The sequence below is a fragment of the Olleya marilimosa CAM030 genome (assembly GCF_000518485.1).
In the GTDB taxonomy this organism is placed as follows: Bacteria; Bacteroidota; Bacteroidia; order Flavobacteriales; family Flavobacteriaceae; genus Olleya; species Olleya marilimosa.
Map to the genome: position 1 here is coordinate 734,815 of NZ_JADR01000001.1, position 20,498 is coordinate 755,312.

Below are 20,498 nucleotides of genomic sequence, written 5' to 3' on the forward strand. Positions count from 1 at the left end.
AAAAAAATATACACTTATGACATTTTCCAAACTTGCTTCACTATTATTTTTTAGCATTATTTTTATTAGTTGTTCCAGCGACTCAAACGAGGATACTCCAGCAACGCCTCAGCAACAATTTGAAGGAGACTTTTTTCCATTAAATGTAGATAACTCTTGGGATTACAATGTGGTAAATACAGATAATAATACTGCTCAAAATACTACAAGTGAGGACGAATTATATGTGGAAATTGAAACAACAAATGGCTACTCGTTATCAGTAAATCAAGGTGGTCTTGCTAATGGAACCATGAGTGGTATTTTAACTAGTGGAGAATTAACTAGAACCGAAACCACATTAGCAGCTAATGGTACTGTTGGCCTACCTATTGATGGATTTGATTTTCAAATTAATCTTGAAAACGCATTGCTTTACAATACACAAGCAGATAATGGCGCACAATTATCCATAAAATCAGGATCATTTACACAAGATTTTCAAGGATATCCAGTAACAATAAATTATACATTAAAAAGCACGCAATTACAAAACCTTAGTAGCTTTGATGTTAATGGTACAACCTATAATTCTGTAACGTCATCTAACATAAGTCTTGAACTATCTGTAACTACAGAAGTTACTATTTTAGTCACTCAAACAATATCTATTTTAGACCCACAACAAGTCTTATCTGTTAATAGTTATTACGCTGAAAATATAGGATTAATCAAGGCTGAAGCTAATACAAATTACCAGCTAAATACTGAAACTGCTGCATTATTAAATCAATTAGGCGCAGATTTAGGTGCTTTACAAACTTCGTTATCTGTAACTAATACACAAGTATTAACAGATTACAATGTTATTGAATAATTACAATAAAGCATTTTTTAATATAGTTACTGGATGGTATGCAATGCGTTGTGTACCATCTTTTATTTGATGTCTGCAACTGGTACCATTTGCACTAATTATAGTCGTTTCAGGTGCTTTTCTTACAGCAGGAAATAAGGTTTGCTCACCAACCTGCATACTTATCTCATAATGCTCTTTCTCGTAACCAAAACTTCCAGCCATACCACAGCAACCACTAGGTATTATAGTTACTTTATAATTTTTTGGAAGATTTAAAACATTAAAACTATAGATTTGATTAGACTGTGCTTTTTGATGACAATGACCATGAAATTTAATCACTTGTGCTTCGGTTGTAAATTGATCCGAAGTAATGTTTCCAATAGCTATTTCGTTTGACAAAAAAGCTTCTATTAAAAAGGTGTTTTTTGCTATTGCTTCCGCAGAAATTTTATCCTCAACTAGTCTTGGATATTCATCTTTAAAAGTTAAAATTGCTGAAGGTTCAATACCTATTAAAGGCGAATTTTTAGTGATTATATTTCTGAATAAACTAACGTTTTTTTCGGCTACTTTTTTAGCTTGATCTAATAACCCTTTAGATATAAAAGCACGTCCAGATTCTGCATTATTAATAAGTATGACATCGTAATTTAATGCTTGTAACAGTTGTATTGCATCTTCACCAATGTTAGCATCTAATTGATTAGTAAACTCGTCATTAAAAAGGTAAACTGTTTTTAATTTTTCTTTATTAATATTCTTATTTTTAGTTAATTGATAAGCTTTATCTAAAGTTTTACTTGATAATAAAGGCAAACTTCTTTGTTTAGCAATACCAAAAGTTTTTTTAATTAATGAAGCAGTAATTTTATTAGAAAACATAAAATTTGTCAAGCCTATTAAGGGTCTTCCAATTTGATTTAATTTATTATTATAAGCAAATACTTTGGTCCTAATAGACACTCCATTTTCTTTTTGAAATTGGTATAAAAACTCTGCTTTTAAACTAGCAACATCAACACTACTTGGACACTCACTTGCACATGCTTTACAACTTAAACATAAATCAAAAACAGACTTTAATTCTATGTGATTAAACTTATTATTTTTATCAGAATTGGTTAAATATTCACGTAATGCATTGGCTCTTGCTCTAGTGGTATCTTTTTCGTTTTTAGTTGCTCTGTAACTTGGACACATGGTACCACCAAACTCAGGTAATTTTCTGCAATCACCAGAACCATTACATTTTTCTGCTTCACGTAAAATACCTTCAGACTTAGAAAAATCTAGAAGAGTTGTAATTTCAGGCACCTCTTTATCTGGTTGGTACCTTAAGTTTTTATCCATTGGATAAGCATCTACAATCTTTCCTGGATTAAAAATATTGTTAGGATCAAAACTTGATTTTATTTGTCTTAATAATTGATAGTTATTACTGCCAATCATAAGCTCAACAAACTCACCTCTAACAATACCATCACCATGCTCTCCACTAAAGGATCCATTATACTTTTTAACTAAATGCGCTACATCTGTTGTAATTTGCCTAAAAAGCTTAACGTCATCGGATTGTTTTAAATCTAAAATTGGACGTAAATGCAATTCTCCTGCTCCTGCATGCGCATAATACACAGCTTTTTGGTTGTAATTAGCCATTAATTGTGTAAAATCTGCTATATAATTAGCTAAATCAGGTAATGCAACAGCAGTATCCTCTATACAAGCTACTGCTTTTTTATCACCAATCATATTTCCCATTAAACCTAAACCAGCACTTCTTAAATTATTTGCTTTATCAATTTGATCTGCTATTAGTACAGGATATGCATAGCTTGCTGTATTTGATTTAGATAGATTAATTAAGTCATTAGCTTGTTGTTTTGCTTGCTCTAAAGTTGCTCCTCTAACCTCACACATTAAAATAGCTTCGGGATCACCTTGAATAAAAAACCGATTGTCTTGTTGCGTTTTATTATACTTAGTTAAGTCCAAGATGGTTTTATCCATCATTTCGCAAGTATATAAATCATGCTCCATTACTGGCTGCACAGCATTTAAACAATCTTTAATAGAATTAAAATGCATTGCAACCATAATCCGATTTGGAAGAGGCAAAACATCTAATTGTAATGTTATTTGCGTAGTAAAAGCTAAGGTACCTTCGCTTCCTGATAGTAATTTACAGATGTTAAAACTTTCATCCTTAACTAATTCATCTATCGCATAACCAGTGTTACGCCTATGTATTTCAGGTTTTGGGAAGTGTTTTATTATTTCCGCCTTAGCGTCATCATTAAATAAATCGCTTTGTAATTGCCTATATATCTGACCTTCTAAATTGTTAAGCTTTAATTTTTCTTGTATTTGAGATTTAGTTAAATCTTTAAAAACAGCAACACTACCATCACTTAAAATAGTCTCTAGAACTAATATTTTATCTCTTGTAACACCATATTTAATTGATGTTGTTCCTGATGAATTATTACCAACCATTCCACCAATCATACATCGATTTGAGGTTGATGTGTTAGGGCCAAAAAATAAACCAAAAGGTTTTAGATAATTATTTAATTGGTCACGAACTACACCTGGTTGCACAGTTACTGTTTTGTTTTTTTTATCAAAAGAAACAATAGCATTAAAATATTTTGACACATCTACTATTATCCCTTCTCCAACACATTGTCCAGCTAAAGATGTACCAGCAGTCCTAGGAATTAAAGACGTTTTATTTTGCTTAGCAAACTTGATTAATAGTTTTAAATCGTCAATATTCTTTGGATAAGCTACAGCTGTAGGAAGCATTCTATAAACTGATGCGTCTGTAGCGTAAATAGATTTAATTAAATCGTCATGATACAAATCACCTACTAAGCTGTTTTTCAGGCTTTTTAAATCCATATTAGAAAATAAAACTAAAATTAAGTTAACAAAAACGGTATTTCAACCTATAATTAGTGCTTTTAGTCGACAAACACAATTAAGTTATTTAACAAAAATACTAAAGCTAGTAAGAAAAATATCTTTGTATTTGTAATTATTAACTTAAAAAAATAAATAAATGGCAACAAATCTATTAAATCTATTTAAAGATCAATTATCTGATGATGTACTTGGTAATGTTTCTTCACTTTTAGGAGGCGAACAAAAGGACACCATCCAAAAAGGGCTTATGGCTGCAGCACCTGCTTTATTGGGAGGAATAATGGACAAAGCCTCTTCTCCTGAAGGTGCTAAATCTATTTTCAACATGCTAGGTGATGGTAGTACTGTTGACAACTTAGCAGGAACATTAGGAGCTGGAGGAGCACAATCGGAAGGTTTTTTAGGTAAAGGATTAGATTTTGTCAAAAATATATTAGGAGAAAAAGCATCAGGAGTTATTGACTTGGTAAGTTCTGTATCTGGAATGGGTAAAGATTCGTCATCTTCAATTCTTAGCATTGCTGGTTCTGTATTAGGAGGTGTCTTAGGAAAACAAAAAGCATCAGGAATGGATTTGGGTAGTTTTGTTGGCTTATTATCAAATCAAGGTAGTTTTCTTGATAAGTTTGCTCCTGCTGGATTAGCTTCATTATTAGGTCTAAGTTCATTTTCCGGAATTTCTGATAAATTAGGAAGCTTAGCTAGTGGAGCTTTAGGTTTTGCTGGTAACACTGGAAAAGCTGCTGTTGATGTTGCTAGTAAAATTATTGGTGGTGCAGCAGGAATGGCTGGAGGAGCTGCAGGATTAGCTGGTAATGCAGGTAAAGCTGCTTTTGATGGAGCAAGTAAAGTATCAGGTGCTGCTGCTAACACAGCAAATAATGCTGTTAAATCTGGTGGATCTTTAGTGAAAAAGATTTTACCTTGGGCAATCGGAATAATTGGTTTGTTACTAGCTTTCTTTTTAATAAAAGGATGTGATAGTGAAAAATCTATAATGGATAATGTAAAAGATGCAGCTAATGAAACAACAGGAGCAATTAAAAATACGGCCAATGGAGTAACTGATGCTGCAGGAAACGTTGTAGATGCTACTGGTAACGCGATTGATAACACAGTTGATGCTGCAGGTAATGTTTTGGATGCTGCTGGTAACGCTATTGGTAAAACAGTAGACGCAGCAGGTAATGCTGTTGATGCAGCTGGAAACACAATTGGTAATGTTGCTGGAGGAATAGTTGATGCTTCTGGTAACGTAGTCAATGCTTTTGGTGAAGCTATTGGAAACTTTTTTAGCTCTGATTTACCTAATGGAACAAAATTAAATATACCTGAAGGTGGATTTGAAGATAACTTTTTAAGCTATATCAAAGACGGAAAAATGGAAGCTGGTAAATACTACGCTTTTGATAGATTATATTTTAACACAGGATCTTCTTCTTTGGATGCTAATTCTATGAATCAAATTGAAAATGTAGCAGCCATAATGAAAGCTTATCCAAAAGTAAATATTTTGTTTAGAGGCCATACTGATAATACTGGATCTGCAGAAGGAAACAAAAGTTTATCTGCTAGCAGAGCATTATCTGTTAAAAATAAATTAGTAGAAATGGGAGTCGCTTCTGGACGCATTAACACTCAAGGCATTGGATCTGTTGATCCTATTGCTGACAATACAACAGCAGAAGGGCGTGCTAAAAATAGAAGAATTGATGTTTCTGTTGTAAAATAGAATATTATAGTTAGTTAGTTTTAGTTTACTAAAGGCTGATAAACAGTTGTTTATCAGCCTTTTTTTTGTTAATAAATTTTATATTTTTAACAAAAAAAAAGTTAACTTGATAATATATTAGAGCGTTATAATCTTTAATCGGATTTTAAACGTACATACATTAACTAATAAATTAATTAACATGAAAAAATACTTTTTATTTGCTTTTGCAATTTTTGGATTTGCAACAATTACTTACGGTCAGGACATTTCTGATAATGCTATTGGTTTACGTTTAGGTGATAGCGATGGTTTTGGAGCTGAAGTCTCTTATCAACGTGCTTTAGGAGATAATAATAGATTAGAAGTAGATTTAGGATGGCGTTCTGGAAGTGCTTATGATGGATTTAAATTAGCTGGTTTATACCAATGGGTTTGGGTCTTAGATGGCGACTTTAATTGGTATGCTGGAGTTGGTGGTGGTGTTGGATCGTATAGTTTTGACAACAAAGCTTTTGACGACGAAACATTTGTTTTTGCTGCTGGAGATATAGGTATAGAATACAATTTTGATATTCCGTTACAACTATCTTTAGATTTTAGACCAGAATTAGGTTTTGGAGATTACAGAGATGATTTAGATTTTGATATTGCATTAGGAATCCGTTATAGATTTTAATATTCCTTATATATAATCCATAAAAAACCACCTTTATAAGGTGGTTTTTTATGTTTTTAATTTAAAATTTTACACTTGTTTAATGTTTTTTGATAAATGGCTTCATATTGTGGTACGATTTGATGAATATCAAAAGTTTTAGCTTGTACTTTAGCATTCATTTTAAATTGCTTTAAAACTGTTTCATCTACCAATATTTTAATAGCATTTTTACTCATGCTATCTACATCTCCAACGTTACTTAAATAACCGGAAAAACCTTCTTTATTCACTTCAGGTATGCCTCCTGTATTACTAGATATTACAGGTACTCCTGATGCCATAGCTTCTAAAGCTGATAATCCAAAGCTTTCGGTTTTACTTGGCAATAAAAACAAATCAGAAAAGCAAAGTATTCTATCAATCTCATTACTATTTCCAAAAAAGACAACCTTATCGCTTATACCTAATTTTTCACATAAACGCTCAGCAGGTTCTCTTTCTGGACCTTCACCAACCATCATTAGCTTAGCAGGAATTTCTTTTTGAATGTTATTAAAAATATTTATTACATCTGGAATACGCTTTACTTCTCGCATATTACTAATATGAGTAATTATTTTTTCATTATCATTAGCCATCATAACACGTTGACAGTCCGTGAAATTATGACTAAACTTATTTATATCTATAAAGTTTGTCACTACATCAATGTCGTTTTTAATATCAAATAAACGCAAGGTATCATCTTTTAAACTTTGCGATACAGCAGTTACTGCATCAGATTTATTAATACTAAAAGTTACTGCAGGTTTATAAAATGGATGACTACCTACTAAGGTAATATCTGTACCATGTAATGTAGTTACAATTGGCACATAAATATCATCTTCTCTTAACATTTTTTGAGCCATATAAGCAGCATAAGCATGTGGTATTGCATAATGTACATGCAAGACTTCAATTTGATGAAGCTTAACCATATCTACTAATTTACTAGATAATGCTAACTCATATGGTTGATAGTGAAATAATGGGTACTCTGGCACATTTACTTCATGAAAATGCACATTATTACCCAATAACTCAAGCCTAACTGGTTGATTATATGTTATAAAATGAATCTCGTGACCACGTTTGGATAGCTCCAAACCTAATTCTGTTGCTACTACTCCGCTTCCTCCAAATGTTGGATAACATACAATTCCTATTTTCATGTAATCTTTATAGTTTTATAACTTGGTCTGTGTAAATCAAATAACTTTACAATTTAATCTATAATTGCTTCGTAAATTGCAGCTTGAATATTTGTTCTAATATCTTCTCTTAATAATGTATTTGGACCTTTTGACGTTGGATACGTCCTATTAGCCATAAATACATATACAATTTCTTGCTCAGGATCTGCCCAAGCATAAGTACCTGTAAATCCTGAATGACCAAAACTAGTCATACTTACACAACCGCAAGTTGGTCCAGCGTCTCCTAATTGTGGCTTATCAAAACCTATACCTCTTCTGTTGTCACTTTCGCAATAATAGCAGGTATTAAATTTATCTAAGGTTTCATTTTTAAAATAACGTTTTCCGCCATAAAATCCTTTTTGTAAATACAATTGCATGATCTTAGCAATATCATTAGCGTTACTAAATACGCCTGCATGACCACCTACACCATCTTGCATTGCTGCTCCCATATCGTGCACGTAACCTTGTACAGTTTGGTAACGGTAATAATCATCATTCTCTGAAGGTACAATCTTAGTATCGCTAATCTTGTCATAAGGATTATACATGGTGTTATTTGCTCCTAAAGATTTATAAAAATGATCCGCAGTCAACTCGTCTAAACGTTTATTATAGTGTGATTCTATATATTGTTTTAAAATATAATAAGGTAAATCACTATAGCGATATTTTAATCTTGATAATAGCTCTGTATCCTTAATAATAGTGTTGATTGAATCCTTATAGTCGTCTCTCATATATAGTTCAGGAGCAACTTTTACCGTAAATCCTTTACTTTTAGTTTTTCTGTAATATTTAGCCGAAGGTTTACTAGTTTCAGGATCTAAAGTCTTATAATAAAAAGGAATCCAAGGTTTTAGTTGCGCATAATGTGACAACATTTTTTTTAGAGTAACATTTTTTTTATTTGAATTTTTGTACGAAGGTATAATTTCAGAAAGTTTAGTATCTAACGACACAATACCTTGCTCCTCTAACTCCATTAATAAAGGTAGGGTCGCTACTATTTTAGTTAAAGATGCAACATCGTATAGGTCATCAAATTCTACTTTTTGTGAACCTTCATAAGTGTGCTTGCCAAAGGTTTTATTATAAATTACTTTTCCTTTTCTAGCAATCACTAACTGGATTCCTGGTGTCATTTTACCATTAACAGCGTAGTTTGCAATCGAATCAACTTTTTTAAGCGCGTAGCTTGACATACCAACACGCTCTGGTATTGAGTATCCTAAACGCTCTAAAGAATTAGCCTGTTTACCATCTCCAACATTAAAAAACTCACCTGCAGATACTGGTAATGTTCCTTTTGCTGGAATTGCACCAAATAGTAATTGAGCCGATTTTTCTTGAGCTATTTTACTATTTTGATAACTAACCACAACACTTTCAATATTTGTTACTGTGCTTAAATCCAATAAAGCATAAGGCTTAGCAAAGATATCTAAAACCACATTGTTTGTACGTGCTATCTCTTGCAACCAAACTAACTCTTTATTTGTAAATTTATAATCTTTCCATGGGCTATCATTTGATTTATGAAAACCAACAATTACTGTATTGTAAGATTGAAGCTTTGCAATAAGCTCGTCTAAATTATCTGCAGCAATTTCATGAACTTTGGTATATTTTTTTAATTCGTTATAAAAAACACTACCAGAATCGTCACCTAAATTGACATAGGCAATCTTTTTTGTTTCAAGATTCCTAAAAGGTAATTGATTAGTGGTATCTCTAGCTATAGTAATAGCGTTTTCCATTAACATTTCATATAAAGCATCGTCCTTAATTCTGTTTAAATCCGAAACTAAGTTATACGTACCTATGGGCTTGTAATTATTTAAACCTACTTTATATTTAGCCATTAATATTTTTTTAACCGAGTGTGCTAATCGCGATTCAGTAATTTCATTAGCATTATATGCCTGAATAAATTTATTTATAGCAGTAGGAACATCTCCTGACATAAGCATGACATCATTACCAGCTTTAAAAGCTGCTAAATCAATATCTCCTGGAGCACTAAAATTGGAAGCACCTTTCATAGTTAATGCATCTGTAAAAATCAAACCTTTAAAGCCTAAACGCTCTTTTAAAATAGATGTGACTATGTTTTCTGATAACGTTGAAGGGTAACCATCTCTAGGCTCTAAGCTTGGTATATTAAGGTGCGCTACCATAACACTAGATAAACCTTCTTTAATTAATTTTTTATAAGGATATAACTCAACCGAATCAATACGTTTTTCGTCAAAACTGACTGTTGGTAATGTTTTATGAGAGTCTGCTTCTGTATCTCCATGACCAGGAAAATGCTTAGCATTAGCTAATACTCCTGTACTTTGCATACCTTTCATAAAGGCTAAAGCCTTATCTGTCACGTTATCTCTATCTTCTCCAAAGGATCTGTTACCAATAATAGGATTATTTGGATTAGTGTTAATATCTACAACTGGAGCAAAATTAAAATGAACTCCAATTCGTTTACAATGCTCTCCTAACTGACGTCCTGTTTGCTCAATTAACTGATTGTTTTTAACAGCACCAAGCGTCATATTCCAAGGAAATGCGTAAGTAGAATCTAAACGCATGCTCAAACCCCATTCTGCATCCATACCAATTAACAATGGTACTTTAGCAGCAGCTTGCAACTCATTATTTAGTTTTGCTTGTCTAACAGGACCACCTTTTGAGTAAATTAATCCTCCAATTTTGTTGTCTCTAATTAGATTTACAATATTAATTTTTTCTTGTGGTGATTGACTTGAAAACACCTGAACCATATATAGTTGTCCAATTTTTTCTTCTAAAGACATACTATTATACAGACTATCCACCCATTGTTGTTGGGCTACAGGGTTTTTATCTAATAAAGGGTTAGGCGTATCTTGTGCAACCATGACACAAGTAAAACATAAAAATAAGACGAGGGATTTTAAATATTGCATATACTGAAATTGACTATTATAGTTACACTTTAATGTACAACTAAAAACTATGCCAAATTAGTATATTTATCCCTATTATTAAAAGACTTTAAGATAGATTTATTACCTAATTACAAACCGTTAATCCATAACAAATTTAAAACCTAATCCAAAATAATTAGCACTTAGTCCTGTATTACGTTGATAATTATTGTACTTAAAATCTATACTTTTTAATCCTAATTCCCAGATATGTGCAGAACTAAAAATATCTGTATAACTTATACCAAAACCATACTGGTTGGCACTAAATTTAGATAAATCATAATCTGATGTGTAAAACTGTTCTGTAGATAGGTTTTGCTCATAAGGTGCAAAGTAGTCTGCTTCGGTTTGATCATAATATCTAAACGATGGATATAATGTAAATTTTTGCGAAATCTTTATTGGGACTTCTATACTAGCTGTATTTGATTTAATTCCCCAATCATCAAAATAATATCTATAATAAGTTCTAACGGTAAAAACTTCATTTAAATAATAATTAAAGCGAAATCCTACAGGAATTTTTATTCTACTGTCTGGTAACCGCTCTATATCATCTGCTAATTGAAATACATCAGTATTACCAGATGATGTGTAATTAGGAATACTAGCTGCATTACCTACGTAATAATTGTCTACATCTGAAAAATATACACGTTGTAGTGGATTTGCTAACCAGCCTTGTTGATTAACAAGATCTAAAAAGACAGAAAATTGTGCATTTTTACTAAGGATTTGAGAAAAACTTAATGATAAAGAATAGGTGTTTCTACCCTTATCCTGAATGGATTTATAATTAACTGGATTATACGCTAATGATGTGTTTCCGTTTTGATCAATTATATTTAAATTACTAAATAAACCCTGTGTTAGATTTCCATTATTATCTTCAAAAGATCTTAACTCTATTGGGTAAACAGGATTCCATGTATCTAAATACACTTTAGCACTTACACCTATTGTCGTATTTTTTTCATTAAAAAGTTTAGTCAATCCACCACCAAAACCTAATGAAAAGTAATCATACTCAGAAGCCAAAGATAGATCGGCATTCCAAATAGTATTTCTATCGTCAGAACTATGAGAGTAATCTGCATTAATATTTGCCCAAACATCACTAGCTGAAGCACCTGACGAAGTTGACCATGGTGTTGCACCATCTGAATCGTCAAAGGGATCTGTATTACTTGAAGATGCTGAAGTATATGCTGAAATTCCTGCATCTATAGTTAAAACGTCATCTTCATTTAGAGGCATACTAACGACTATGGTTGCTGTTGCATCTGTCAATTCTTCAGTACCTATACCTCCAGTAACTGAGGCATTATTACCATCTTGACTGTAATAACTTGATAAAAAATCAACCTCAGTTGTTTCTAAAACACGTTTTTTGTAAACTAATGTAGAATCTTGTTGAGACCATGCACTTCCAAAGCACAAAAACATTATAATTATTATATTATTTTTCATTTTTTGCTTATTAATTACAACCACATCCACCACCTGACTTACCTCCATTAGCACCTGAAGCACCTTCACGATAGACTTGAAAGGCTGTTTCAAAACGATCAATTTTTTTTTGTGTTAATGACATATCTGGATCACTTAAATTTACTTTCTCATATTCTTTTACTACTACACATGAGCTAAACGAAAAAATAAGAGTAACTAAAATAATTGCTTTTTTAATCATGTTTTAAGTTATTTAATGCTATGTTTTTAGAGGTAATAATGGTATTGTTTTCATCAATAATAATGCACTCTACTCCTTTTAATTGATTTACAAAATCTAAACCTGTGTCTTTTCCCATAACAAATATTGAAGTCGCTAATGCATCTGCCAATTCTGCTGTTTTAGTAAAAATAGTAACACTTAAAATGCCTGTTGCAGGATACCCTGTTCTTGGATCTATAATGTGCGTGTATAAGATGTTATTAAATTTTACATATTTTTCATAATTACCAGAAGTGACAACTGCGCTATTATTAACTGGTAACCACGAGAAAATTTTTTCTTTATTTAGTGGATTTATTATGGCAACTTTCCAATCATCTCCATTAGGTTGTTTTCCCCAAGTATTTAAATCACCAGAAGCATTAATAATTCCAGAGATTACACCTTTTGATATTAGCAATGCTTTTGCTTTGTCTGCAGCATAACCCTTACCTATAGCTCCAAAACCAATTTTCATGCCTTCTAATTTTAAAAAAACTGTTTGTTGGTCTTTATCTAATATTATATTTTGATAACCAACCTTATCTACTGATTTTTTGATAGCTTCTTTGGATGGCATTTCAGTCATTGTACCATCAAACTTCCATATTTGGTCCATAGATGCGTAACTAATATCAAAAGCACCATTGGTTAATTTAGAGATTTTTAAAGCTCGATCTATTAAATTAAATAACTCCAAATCAACTTTTACTGCTTTGATTCCTGAATTTTTATTAATTAAAGACGTTTGTGAATTTGGGTCCCAAGACGATATTAATTTTTCTATTCTAGAAATTTCAGAAATTGCTATATTAATAAAAGTGTCTGCTTGCTTTTGGGAGTCTGCTACTACTGTAATATCAAAACTACTTCCCATTAATTTAAGTTTCTTATTATAAGTGTCTTGGCTAAAACCCAAAACATAAAATAATAATACGACTATTAAAATATTAGTTTTCAAAAGCTATTAGTTTTTTGTAAAAGTCTTCAGGAGTTGATTTTTCATAACCTAAACTACCTAACACATTGCCTTTAGCGTTTAATACAAGTATGAAAGGGAAATAACCGTTTGGGTTGTATTTTTCTGCAAGCTTATTATTATCTGCTTGTAAATCTAGAGGTAATTTATTTTGCTTTCTTTTAGGAAAATCTGCCTTGAGCATTACAAAGTGATTTTTAGCTAAATTTTGAAACTGTAAAGTACTCCAAATTTCCTTGTCCAATTTAATACAAGGCGCACACCAATCAGAACCTTGAAAAACTAATATTATATTTTGATTATTTTTATTAGCCAAACTTTTTGCCTTATCTATATCAGTATGCCAATCTTGAGCAAAAGATTGTATTGAGAATAATAGGGTAACAAATAAAATAACTTTGATTTTAGACATAACTAGTTAATATAAATTTACCAATAAATAACGTGATAATTAATTGCAAATTGTGTAACATATGTTACTTTAACCTTAATTTAAAAAAAAAGATTTAAATACTAATTAACTAATAATCAAACTATAATTAACAAATTTAAGTAAGTAAAATAGTTATAAAAATAAGATACCTTAAGAAATAAAAGTAAGTGATTAATTTAAAAATCTGTTGTGCCAACTTTCGCTAGCTGGTACTTCCCAACTTTCGTTTAACTCTTCAATATTAGTAACTAAGTTATTAAAGACAATTGTGTTTTTTGAAACCGCTTTTTGTTTAGCCATTTTTCTAAAATCGGTTAAGGTCTTATGTGCTACAAATTCGCCTTGCTTATAAGACACATTCATTTTATCTAACAAATCTACATTATACAGTTTCTCTAGTTGTTGAATAAACGTGACAGAAGCATCAATACTACAGCCTGTTGCTTTATTTACCTCTTGGTCTAAAGCTAAAATTATAAAACGCTTATATCTAATATCATAGCCAGCTTTTAAGTCGCTACCATGAGCAGTCCAACTTTCGATAAAAATATCTAGCTTAGATTTTATCTCTTCTAATTCGGTATCCGAAAATGAGCGATTAGATTGATAAATCCATACTCTTGATGTCTCTGGTAATGTGTTAAAATCTACTAACATTTTTTTTATCGTTATTCTATTAAATCTATATGTCTGTCGTGGTATCCTAATAAATATAATACACCATCTAATCCTATACTGGAAATAGCACTTTGGGCATTATTTTTTACTTTTGGTTTGGCATGAAATGCAATACCTAATCCTGCTAGGTTGAGCATTGGCAAGTCATTGGCTCCATCTCCAACAGCTATGGTTTGACTAATATCGATGCCTTCTTTATTAGCTATATCTTGTAAATATTCGGCTTTTTTATTACCATCTACAATCTCTCCAAGATAACCTCCAGTAAGCAAACCATCTTTTATTTCTAATTGATTGGCATAAACATAATCAATCCCTAATTCTTTTTGCAAATAGTGTCCAAAGTAAGTAAAACCACCAGATAAAATGGCTGTTTTAAAACCGTATTTTTTTAAAGTATCTATTAACCGTCTTGCACCTTTAGTAATTGGTAAATTGATTGCTACGTTATGTAAAACGTCTTCACTTAACCCTTTTAATAATTGCATGCGTTGTTTAAAACTTTCGTTGAAATCAATTTCGCCTTGCATAGCAGACTCTGTAATTGCCTTTACCTCTGCTCCAACTCCTGCTAATTCTGCAAGCTCGTCAATTACTTCAGTTTGTATTAATGTCGAGTCCATATCAAAACATACTAAACGTCTGTTACGTCTGTAAATATTATCTTCTTGAAACGCAATATCTACATCTAAATCATGAGATATTTGCATGAATTTTTCGGTAAACTCTGCTTTGTTTTCAATTTTACCTCTAATAGATAATTGTATGGATGCTCTTGGATATTCTTCTTCTTTAATTAAAGATGTACGTCCAGTTAAACGCTTAATAGCGTCAATATTTAGGTTTTTTTCTGAAATCACTTTAGTTACCTCAGATATTTGTTCTGCAGTTAGTTTTTCTCCTAAAATGGTAATGATATATCTATCCTTACCTTGCAATCCTACCCATTTTTCGTAATCCTCTAAGGATATTGGTGTAAATTTAGCTTTGACACCTAACTCGTAAGCTTTGAATAATAAATCTTTTAAAACTGCTGCTGAGTTGTTACCAGTTTCTATCTCAAACATAAAACCCAAAGACAACGTATCGTGTATATTAGCCTGACCAATATCTAAAATTTTGGCACCATATTGGGATAAAACGTTAGTTAAACTTGAGGTTAAACCTGGTTTATCTGGTCCTGATATGTTTAGAAGAAAGATCTCGTTGGTCATCAATATACTGCTATTAAAAAGCGACTAGCTACTACTTATTATTTAATTTCTTTTTTTCCGTTCTGTAAGACATGTAGCCATTAAACAAAGCGAATAACACAAAATGAATTATAAATTTTAAAACCGAAAAAGGCACCTCTTTATAGTAATCCCATCCTGCCATTAATAAGGCAAATACAATTCCTGAAATTAAACCTGATAGGATAAATTTTTTGAAATCCATTATAAATTTTGTGCGTTAGCAATTAGCTCGGCAATATCCATAACCTTTATTTCGTTTTCTTTTTCTTTAACTTTTACTCCATCTGACATCATGGTCATACAGTAAGGACAACCTGTTGCAATTATATCTGGATTAGTCTCTAAAGCATCTTCTGTTCTTAACTCATTAATATCTTTGTCTCCTTTTTCTGGTTCTTTAAACATTTGCGCACCTCCTGCTCCACAACATAATGCTGTAGATTTGTTACGTTTCATCTCGATTAAATTTGCATTTAATATAGATAACACATCTCTTGGTGCTAAATATTCTGAATTTGCACGACCTAAATAACATGGATCATGAAATGTAATACGCTTACCATTAAAGTTACTATTCTCTATTTGAATGACTTTATTGTCTATTAATTGTTTGATAAACTGTGTGTGGTGTAACACCTCGTAATTACCTCCTAATTCTGGATATTCGTTTTTTAAACAATTAAATGAATGCGGATCGCAGGTTACAATACGTTTTACGTTATATGAGTTAAGTAACTCAATATTCATCATGGCTTGCATTTGAAACAAAAACTCGTTTCCTGCACGTTTTGCGATATCACCTGTTGAGCTCTCTTCTGTACCTAAAACTGCAAAATTTACTTTTGCTTTGTTTAATATTTTTACAAAAGCTTTGGTGATTTTTTTTGCTCTGTCGTCATAACTTCCTGCTGATCCAACCCAGAATAAAATATCAGGAGTTTTACCTTGGCTCATCATTTCTGCCATAGTTGGCACTATAAGTTGTTCGCTCATAATCTGTTTTATTTAATTGCTGAAAAATCGGTTTTAGCTAATCTTATATAAATGGATAAAATCTTAATTCCGTTTTCCTTTTTATTTTTTGGATCGTTTTGCTCTAAGCTTGCTAACTTTAGTGCTTGTAACCCTAATTGTTTGGTTTGTTTTTCTGTACAGTAGTCACATAATACTTTTTTAAGTTTTATGTCTTGTACTGCTCCAGATTTGTATTTTATTTGTGTTATAATTTTAAATTGAAGTGAATCTTTTTTATAGTCTTGAGCATTTAGTTGTGTTAAACTAAAACTACTGATTATTAATATTAAAATTCTATACTTCAATTATATACGTTATATTTTTTTATACGTTACTATTAAACCTACACCTATCCCTAAAAGCATTCCTGATAATAATCCACCTAAAAAACCAACCTTATATTTATCTAAAATTAAGAATGATAACACACCTAAAGTAGTAGCTATAATGCCAACTATTAGTCTTGTTTTTGATGGTATATTTAATATAAAACTCATGCTTTGGTTTGCGTTAGCGATAGTAATGACATCCTTTTTTTGCTGCCATATATGGCAAAAAAAGATATAATGGATAGCGCGACCCTTGTGGTAACGCCCAAATTATACTACTCGTCTTTCCAGTTTAAACGGTCCATTTGGTTGTAAGGCCAAGGTGCACCATTGTTTTCTATATTGGTCATCATATTGTTAAGCTCCATTGGTGCTGCACTTTGCTCCATTACTAAGTATTGACGCATTTCCATAATAATGTTTAATGGATCAATACTAACTGGACAAGCCTCTACACAGGCGTTACAACTTGTACAAGCCCAAAGCTCTTCGGTTGTTATATAGTCACCTAATAATTGTTTACCGTCGTCTACAAAAGTCCCTTTATTAGCGTCTATGTTTTTACCAACTTCTTCCAGACGATCTCTGGTATCCATCATTATTTTACGTGGTGACAGCTTTTTACCTGTTAGGTTTGCTGGACACTCACTTGTACAACGTCCACATTCTGTACACGTATAGGCATTTAAAAGGTTTACCCATGATAAATCTTGTACGTCACTTGCACCAAACTTTTCTGGCATTGCTGCTTCTGTACCTTCTGCAGGAGCTGCAAATGGATCTGCGTTTGGATCCATCATTAACTTAACCTCTTTAGTTACTGTTGCATTATTTTTAAATTGTCCTTTTGGTGTTAGCTTACCATAATATGTGTTTGGAAATGCTAAAAGGATATGTAAATGCTTTGAAAAGTATAGGTAGTTTAAAAACACTAATATACCTACAATATGTATCCACCATGCTGCACGCTCTATGGTATGCAATGCTGCTTCTGATAATCCACTAAATAATGGAGCTATAAATTGACTGATTACGTTACCTGAATTATAGTCTTGAAATACTGTATCTGTTGCATTCATTATTAAAAATAGACACATTAATACGACTTCAAAATACAATATAATATTACCATCAGATTTAGGCCAACCCTTCATCTCTGACTTCATGAAACGCTTTAGTTTAATAACGTTACGTCGCGTCCAAAAGATGATAACTGCTACTAATACTAGTACTGCCAATATCTCAAAACTTCCTATTAAAAATCCGTATAGTGCTTCTGGAAGTACGCTGTGACCAATTCTATGTGTACCAAATAATCCGTCGATGATAATTTCTAAAACTTCGATGTTTATTATTACAAATCCTACGTAAACAATAACGTGTAAAAATCCAGCTATTGGACGTTTGACCATTTTACTTTGCCCTAAAGCAATGTATGCCATGTTTTTCCAGCGTTGTGGTTTATTGTCTGATACGTCAACGTCTTTACCTAGTTTTATGTTTCTGACTAATTTTTTTACATTGTTTGCAAAGTAGCCAATACCTGCAAAAAGTATTATTGCAAAAATTATGTTAGGTATGTATTCCATATAGTTAGTTTAGTTAGTTTTAATTTTGGTTTAATCTTTAAGCTCGTTTCCTTCTGCGTCGTATTGTTTTGGTTTTTTACCAAATAATGAGAAGTGTACGTAACGTTTAGGGTTTAGTTTCATGTCCTCTAAAAGTTGCTCCATTTGTAATGCTGCACCTTCTAGGTTTGTATATAAGCCATCGTCTTTAAGTAATTTACCAAGTGACCCTTCTCCGTTTTTAACGTTTGCCATCATGGTATTTACGCTAGCTAAGGTTGCTTGTAAATCTTCAACCGTTTTTGCTATATCTACTTGGTTTAACTTTTGGCTCATTTGGTTTAGATTACCACTGGTTTGATTAAAGTTATCTACCATTGTAGTTATGTTTTCGTCATTTTTTTTAACTACAGAGTTAATCGAATACGCTAATCCTTTGTAAGATTTTAAGGTAGCATTTAATTCGGCTAACGTGTTTTGTAATCCATTTTCAGATTTGTCTGCGATAAGACCATTAAGGTTACCCATTAAAGTGTCTACCGTTTTTAACGTTCCGTCAAGGTTAGTACTTAATTGAGAAAAATCACTGGTAAGGCTAGTTACTAAGCCTTCCTCTACATCTGATTGGATTAAATCGCCATCCTTAGCCATTTGATTGTCATCTGCAGGTTTTATTGCTAATGCATTTCCACCCATTAAACCTGTTTGGTACATGCTAATTTTACTGTTTTTAGAAAACTGTAATTGTTTGTCTACAGAAAAAGCAACTCTTGTTTTACCCGTTTCAAAATCATATTTGATTTCTTTAACCTTACCTACCGTATTCCCTTTTATGGTTACTGGAGCAGATACTGCTAATGAGTTATAATCAAACTCTGTATAATACGTATTGTTAGAATCAAATATATTATTCCCTTTTAGATAACTAAATCCAAAAATGAAAAATATTATTCCAAGAATAACTAATATGGCTGTTTTAACTTCTAGTGATAGTTTCAAGATATGAAATTTAGATTGGTAACAAAATTAGAAAATAAATATAAAAGAATCAGTCTAATTAGACTCGGTTTTTAATGCTTCAGACAGTTTGATTTGTTTTCCGTCTTTAAAAGCAACAATATAAGCGTCCTTATAACCTTTATTTTTAGCTTCTATTTGTAGCTTTTGAATCTTATTATAATCCGACGTGTAACCATAATAATATTTATACAGTCCACCTGATTTTTCTCTAGAAATATCTTGCAATCCCTTAAAATTATAGGCTTTAGGCTCTAAAGATTTTGAGCTAGCTGCTATTTGAATTTTAAAAACAGTGTTTTTAATAGTGTTTTCTTCTATAGAAATAGTATCAGCAATAGGTGTTTCCATAACTATACTACCTACATTTTTATCAATTTCGGTTTTATAATCCAAAATTGCATCAGATATAGACTTAGATAATTCTTTTTGACCCTTTGTAGAATTTAAATAAGCACCTTCAGCAGTATTAGTAATAAAACCAGTTTCTACCAATACACTAGGCATAACTGTTTGATGCAAAACTATAAATCCAGCTTGTTTAACTCCTCTGTTTTTTCTTTTTAATTTATTAGTGAAAGCATTTTGAATTAACGATGCCAATTTTATACTTTGATCTAAATACTCTTCTTGCATTAATGACAACCCTATAAAGGATTCTGGTGAGTTTGGATCAAAACCCTTATAGTTTTCCTTATAATTTTCTTCTAAGTAAACAACTTCGTTTTCTGCTTTAGCAACTTCAAAATTTGTTTTGTTACGGTGTATTCCTAATACATAAGTTTCGGATCCAGAAGCTTGCGTATTGTGTGCATTACAATGTATTGATACAAAAAGGTCTGCATTGGCATCATTTGCAATCTTTCCTCTTTTAAATAAATCTACAAAAACATCCGTTTTTCTAGTATATACGACTTTAATATCATCGTTTTTTTCTAAAATTTTCCCAACACTTAAAACAATGTTTAAAGCAATATCTTTCTCTTTTAGTCCAGTTTTAGCGTGTTTACCTGGATCTTTCCCACCATGACCTGCATCTAAAACTACGATAAACTTACCATTACCACCTTGTGCATGGCTAGTTTGAAAGCTATTAAATGTTAATACTATTATAAAGGATACTATAAGTTTAAAAATGTTCGTTTGCATAGATGTTATAACCAATTTATTTTGCGTT

19 protein-coding genes are annotated in these 20,498 nt (G+C 31.7%); 3 read left to right on the forward strand and 16 right to left on the reverse strand.

The features are described from left to right. The first annotated feature begins 16 nt into the window (after window positions 1-16). Complete coding sequence (locus M890_RS0103585) at window positions 17-856, forward strand: hypothetical protein (RefSeq protein ID WP_028282212.1); 840 nt, start codon at window positions 17-19, stop codon at window positions 854-856. Here M890_RS0103585 and M890_RS0103590 read toward each other — a convergent pair whose 3' ends face one another. Further along, window positions 857-3,745, reverse strand: a complete 2,889-nt coding sequence (locus M890_RS0103590) for an FAD-binding and (Fe-S)-binding domain-containing protein (protein WP_028282213.1) — start codon at window positions 3,743-3,745, stop codon at window positions 857-859. It abuts the gene before it with no gap. A 160-nt stretch (window positions 3,746-3,905) separates the two neighbouring features. Between M890_RS0103590 and M890_RS16350 the strand changes: the two genes are divergently transcribed. After that, the gene (locus M890_RS16350; RefSeq protein ID WP_051437434.1) at window positions 3,906-5,501 is read left to right on the forward strand and encodes an OmpA family protein; all 1,596 of its coding nucleotides are present in this window, start codon (window positions 3,906-3,908) and stop codon (window positions 5,499-5,501) included. A gap of 181 nt (window positions 5,502-5,682) precedes the next feature. Continuing rightward, the gene (locus M890_RS0103600) at window positions 5,683-6,159 is read left to right on the forward strand and encodes a hypothetical protein (protein ID WP_028282214.1); all 477 of its coding nucleotides are present in this window, start codon (window positions 5,683-5,685) and stop codon (window positions 6,157-6,159) included. A 56-nt stretch (window positions 6,160-6,215) separates the two neighbouring features. On the opposite strand, the gene bshA is transcribed toward M890_RS0103600, so the two are convergent. From bshA to M890_RS0103675, 15 genes are all read right to left on the reverse strand, one after another. Next, window positions 6,216-7,355, reverse strand: a complete 1,140-nt coding sequence (gene bshA, locus M890_RS0103605) for an N-acetyl-alpha-D-glucosaminyl L-malate synthase BshA (protein ID WP_028282215.1) — start codon at window positions 7,353-7,355, stop codon at window positions 6,216-6,218. 53 nt (window positions 7,356-7,408) lie between these two features. Beyond that, window positions 7,409-10,330, reverse strand: a complete 2,922-nt coding sequence (locus M890_RS0103610; RefSeq protein ID WP_028282216.1) for a serine hydrolase domain-containing protein — start codon at window positions 10,328-10,330, stop codon at window positions 7,409-7,411. Window positions 10,331-10,450: 120 nt separating this feature from the next. Continuing rightward, window positions 10,451-11,824 carry a DUF3570 domain-containing protein gene (locus M890_RS0103615; RefSeq protein ID WP_036597061.1) on the reverse strand — a complete coding sequence of 458 codons (1,374 nt, stop codon included), beginning with the start codon at window positions 11,822-11,824 and terminating at the stop codon, window positions 10,451-10,453. Window positions 11,825-11,834: 10 nt separating this feature from the next. Continuing rightward, window positions 11,835-12,047, reverse strand: coding sequence for a DUF4266 domain-containing protein (locus tag M890_RS0103620; RefSeq protein ID WP_028282218.1), 213 nt, complete (start codon window positions 12,045-12,047; stop codon window positions 11,835-11,837). Then, window positions 12,040-13,029: an FAD:protein FMN transferase gene (locus M890_RS0103625; RefSeq protein WP_028282219.1), complete on the reverse strand. Its 990-nt coding sequence runs from the start codon at window positions 13,027-13,029 to the stop codon at window positions 12,040-12,042. Before M890_RS0103625 ends, M890_RS0103620 begins: the two co-directional genes overlap by 8 nt. Then, a complete protein-coding gene (locus tag M890_RS0103630) occupies window positions 13,019-13,459 on the reverse strand; it encodes a thioredoxin family protein (protein ID WP_028282220.1) in 441 nt (146 codons plus the stop codon). Before M890_RS0103630 ends, M890_RS0103625 begins: the two co-directional genes overlap by 11 nt. A gap of 192 nt (window positions 13,460-13,651) precedes the next feature. Then, window positions 13,652-14,137 carry an ABC transporter ATPase gene (locus M890_RS0103635; RefSeq protein ID WP_028282221.1) on the reverse strand — a complete coding sequence of 162 codons (486 nt, stop codon included), beginning with the start codon at window positions 14,135-14,137 and terminating at the stop codon, window positions 13,652-13,654. Between the two features lie 11 nt (window positions 14,138-14,148). Next, entirely contained in the window at window positions 14,149-15,372 is a 1,224-nt protein-coding gene (gene serB / locus M890_RS0103640) for a phosphoserine phosphatase SerB (RefSeq protein ID WP_028282222.1), read from the reverse strand. A 31-nt stretch (window positions 15,373-15,403) separates the two neighbouring features. After that, window positions 15,404-15,595 (reverse strand): hypothetical protein, encoded by a 192-nt coding sequence (locus M890_RS0103645; protein WP_036597063.1) that lies wholly within the window; start codon window positions 15,593-15,595, stop codon window positions 15,404-15,406. Beyond that, the gene (locus M890_RS0103650) at window positions 15,595-16,386 is read right to left on the reverse strand and encodes a (Fe-S)-binding protein (RefSeq protein WP_028282224.1); all 792 of its coding nucleotides are present in this window, start codon (window positions 16,384-16,386) and stop codon (window positions 15,595-15,597) included. The genes M890_RS0103645 and M890_RS0103650 overlap by 1 nt, the downstream gene beginning before the upstream one ends. Before the next feature lie 8 nt (window positions 16,387-16,394). After that, window positions 16,395-16,712: a hypothetical protein gene (locus tag M890_RS0103655; protein WP_232219122.1), complete on the reverse strand. Its 318-nt coding sequence runs from the start codon at window positions 16,710-16,712 to the stop codon at window positions 16,395-16,397. 9 nt (window positions 16,713-16,721) lie between these two features. Beyond that, on the reverse strand, window positions 16,722-16,904 hold the full coding sequence (locus M890_RS0103660; RefSeq protein WP_028282226.1) for a hypothetical protein: 183 nt from the start codon (window positions 16,902-16,904) through the stop codon (window positions 16,722-16,724). Between the two features lie 107 nt (window positions 16,905-17,011). Continuing rightward, the gene (locus M890_RS0103665) at window positions 17,012-18,325 is read right to left on the reverse strand and encodes a 4Fe-4S dicluster domain-containing protein (protein WP_028282227.1); all 1,314 of its coding nucleotides are present in this window, start codon (window positions 18,323-18,325) and stop codon (window positions 17,012-17,014) included. A 30-nt stretch (window positions 18,326-18,355) separates the two neighbouring features. Then, window positions 18,356-19,303 carry an MlaD family protein gene (locus tag M890_RS0103670; protein ID WP_028282228.1) on the reverse strand — a complete coding sequence of 316 codons (948 nt, stop codon included), beginning with the start codon at window positions 19,301-19,303 and terminating at the stop codon, window positions 18,356-18,358. 54 nt (window positions 19,304-19,357) lie between these two features. After that, window positions 19,358-20,470, reverse strand: coding sequence for an N-acetylmuramoyl-L-alanine amidase family protein (locus M890_RS0103675; protein ID WP_028282229.1), 1,113 nt, complete (start codon window positions 20,468-20,470; stop codon window positions 19,358-19,360). Between the last annotated feature and the right edge of the window lie 28 nt (window positions 20,471-20,498).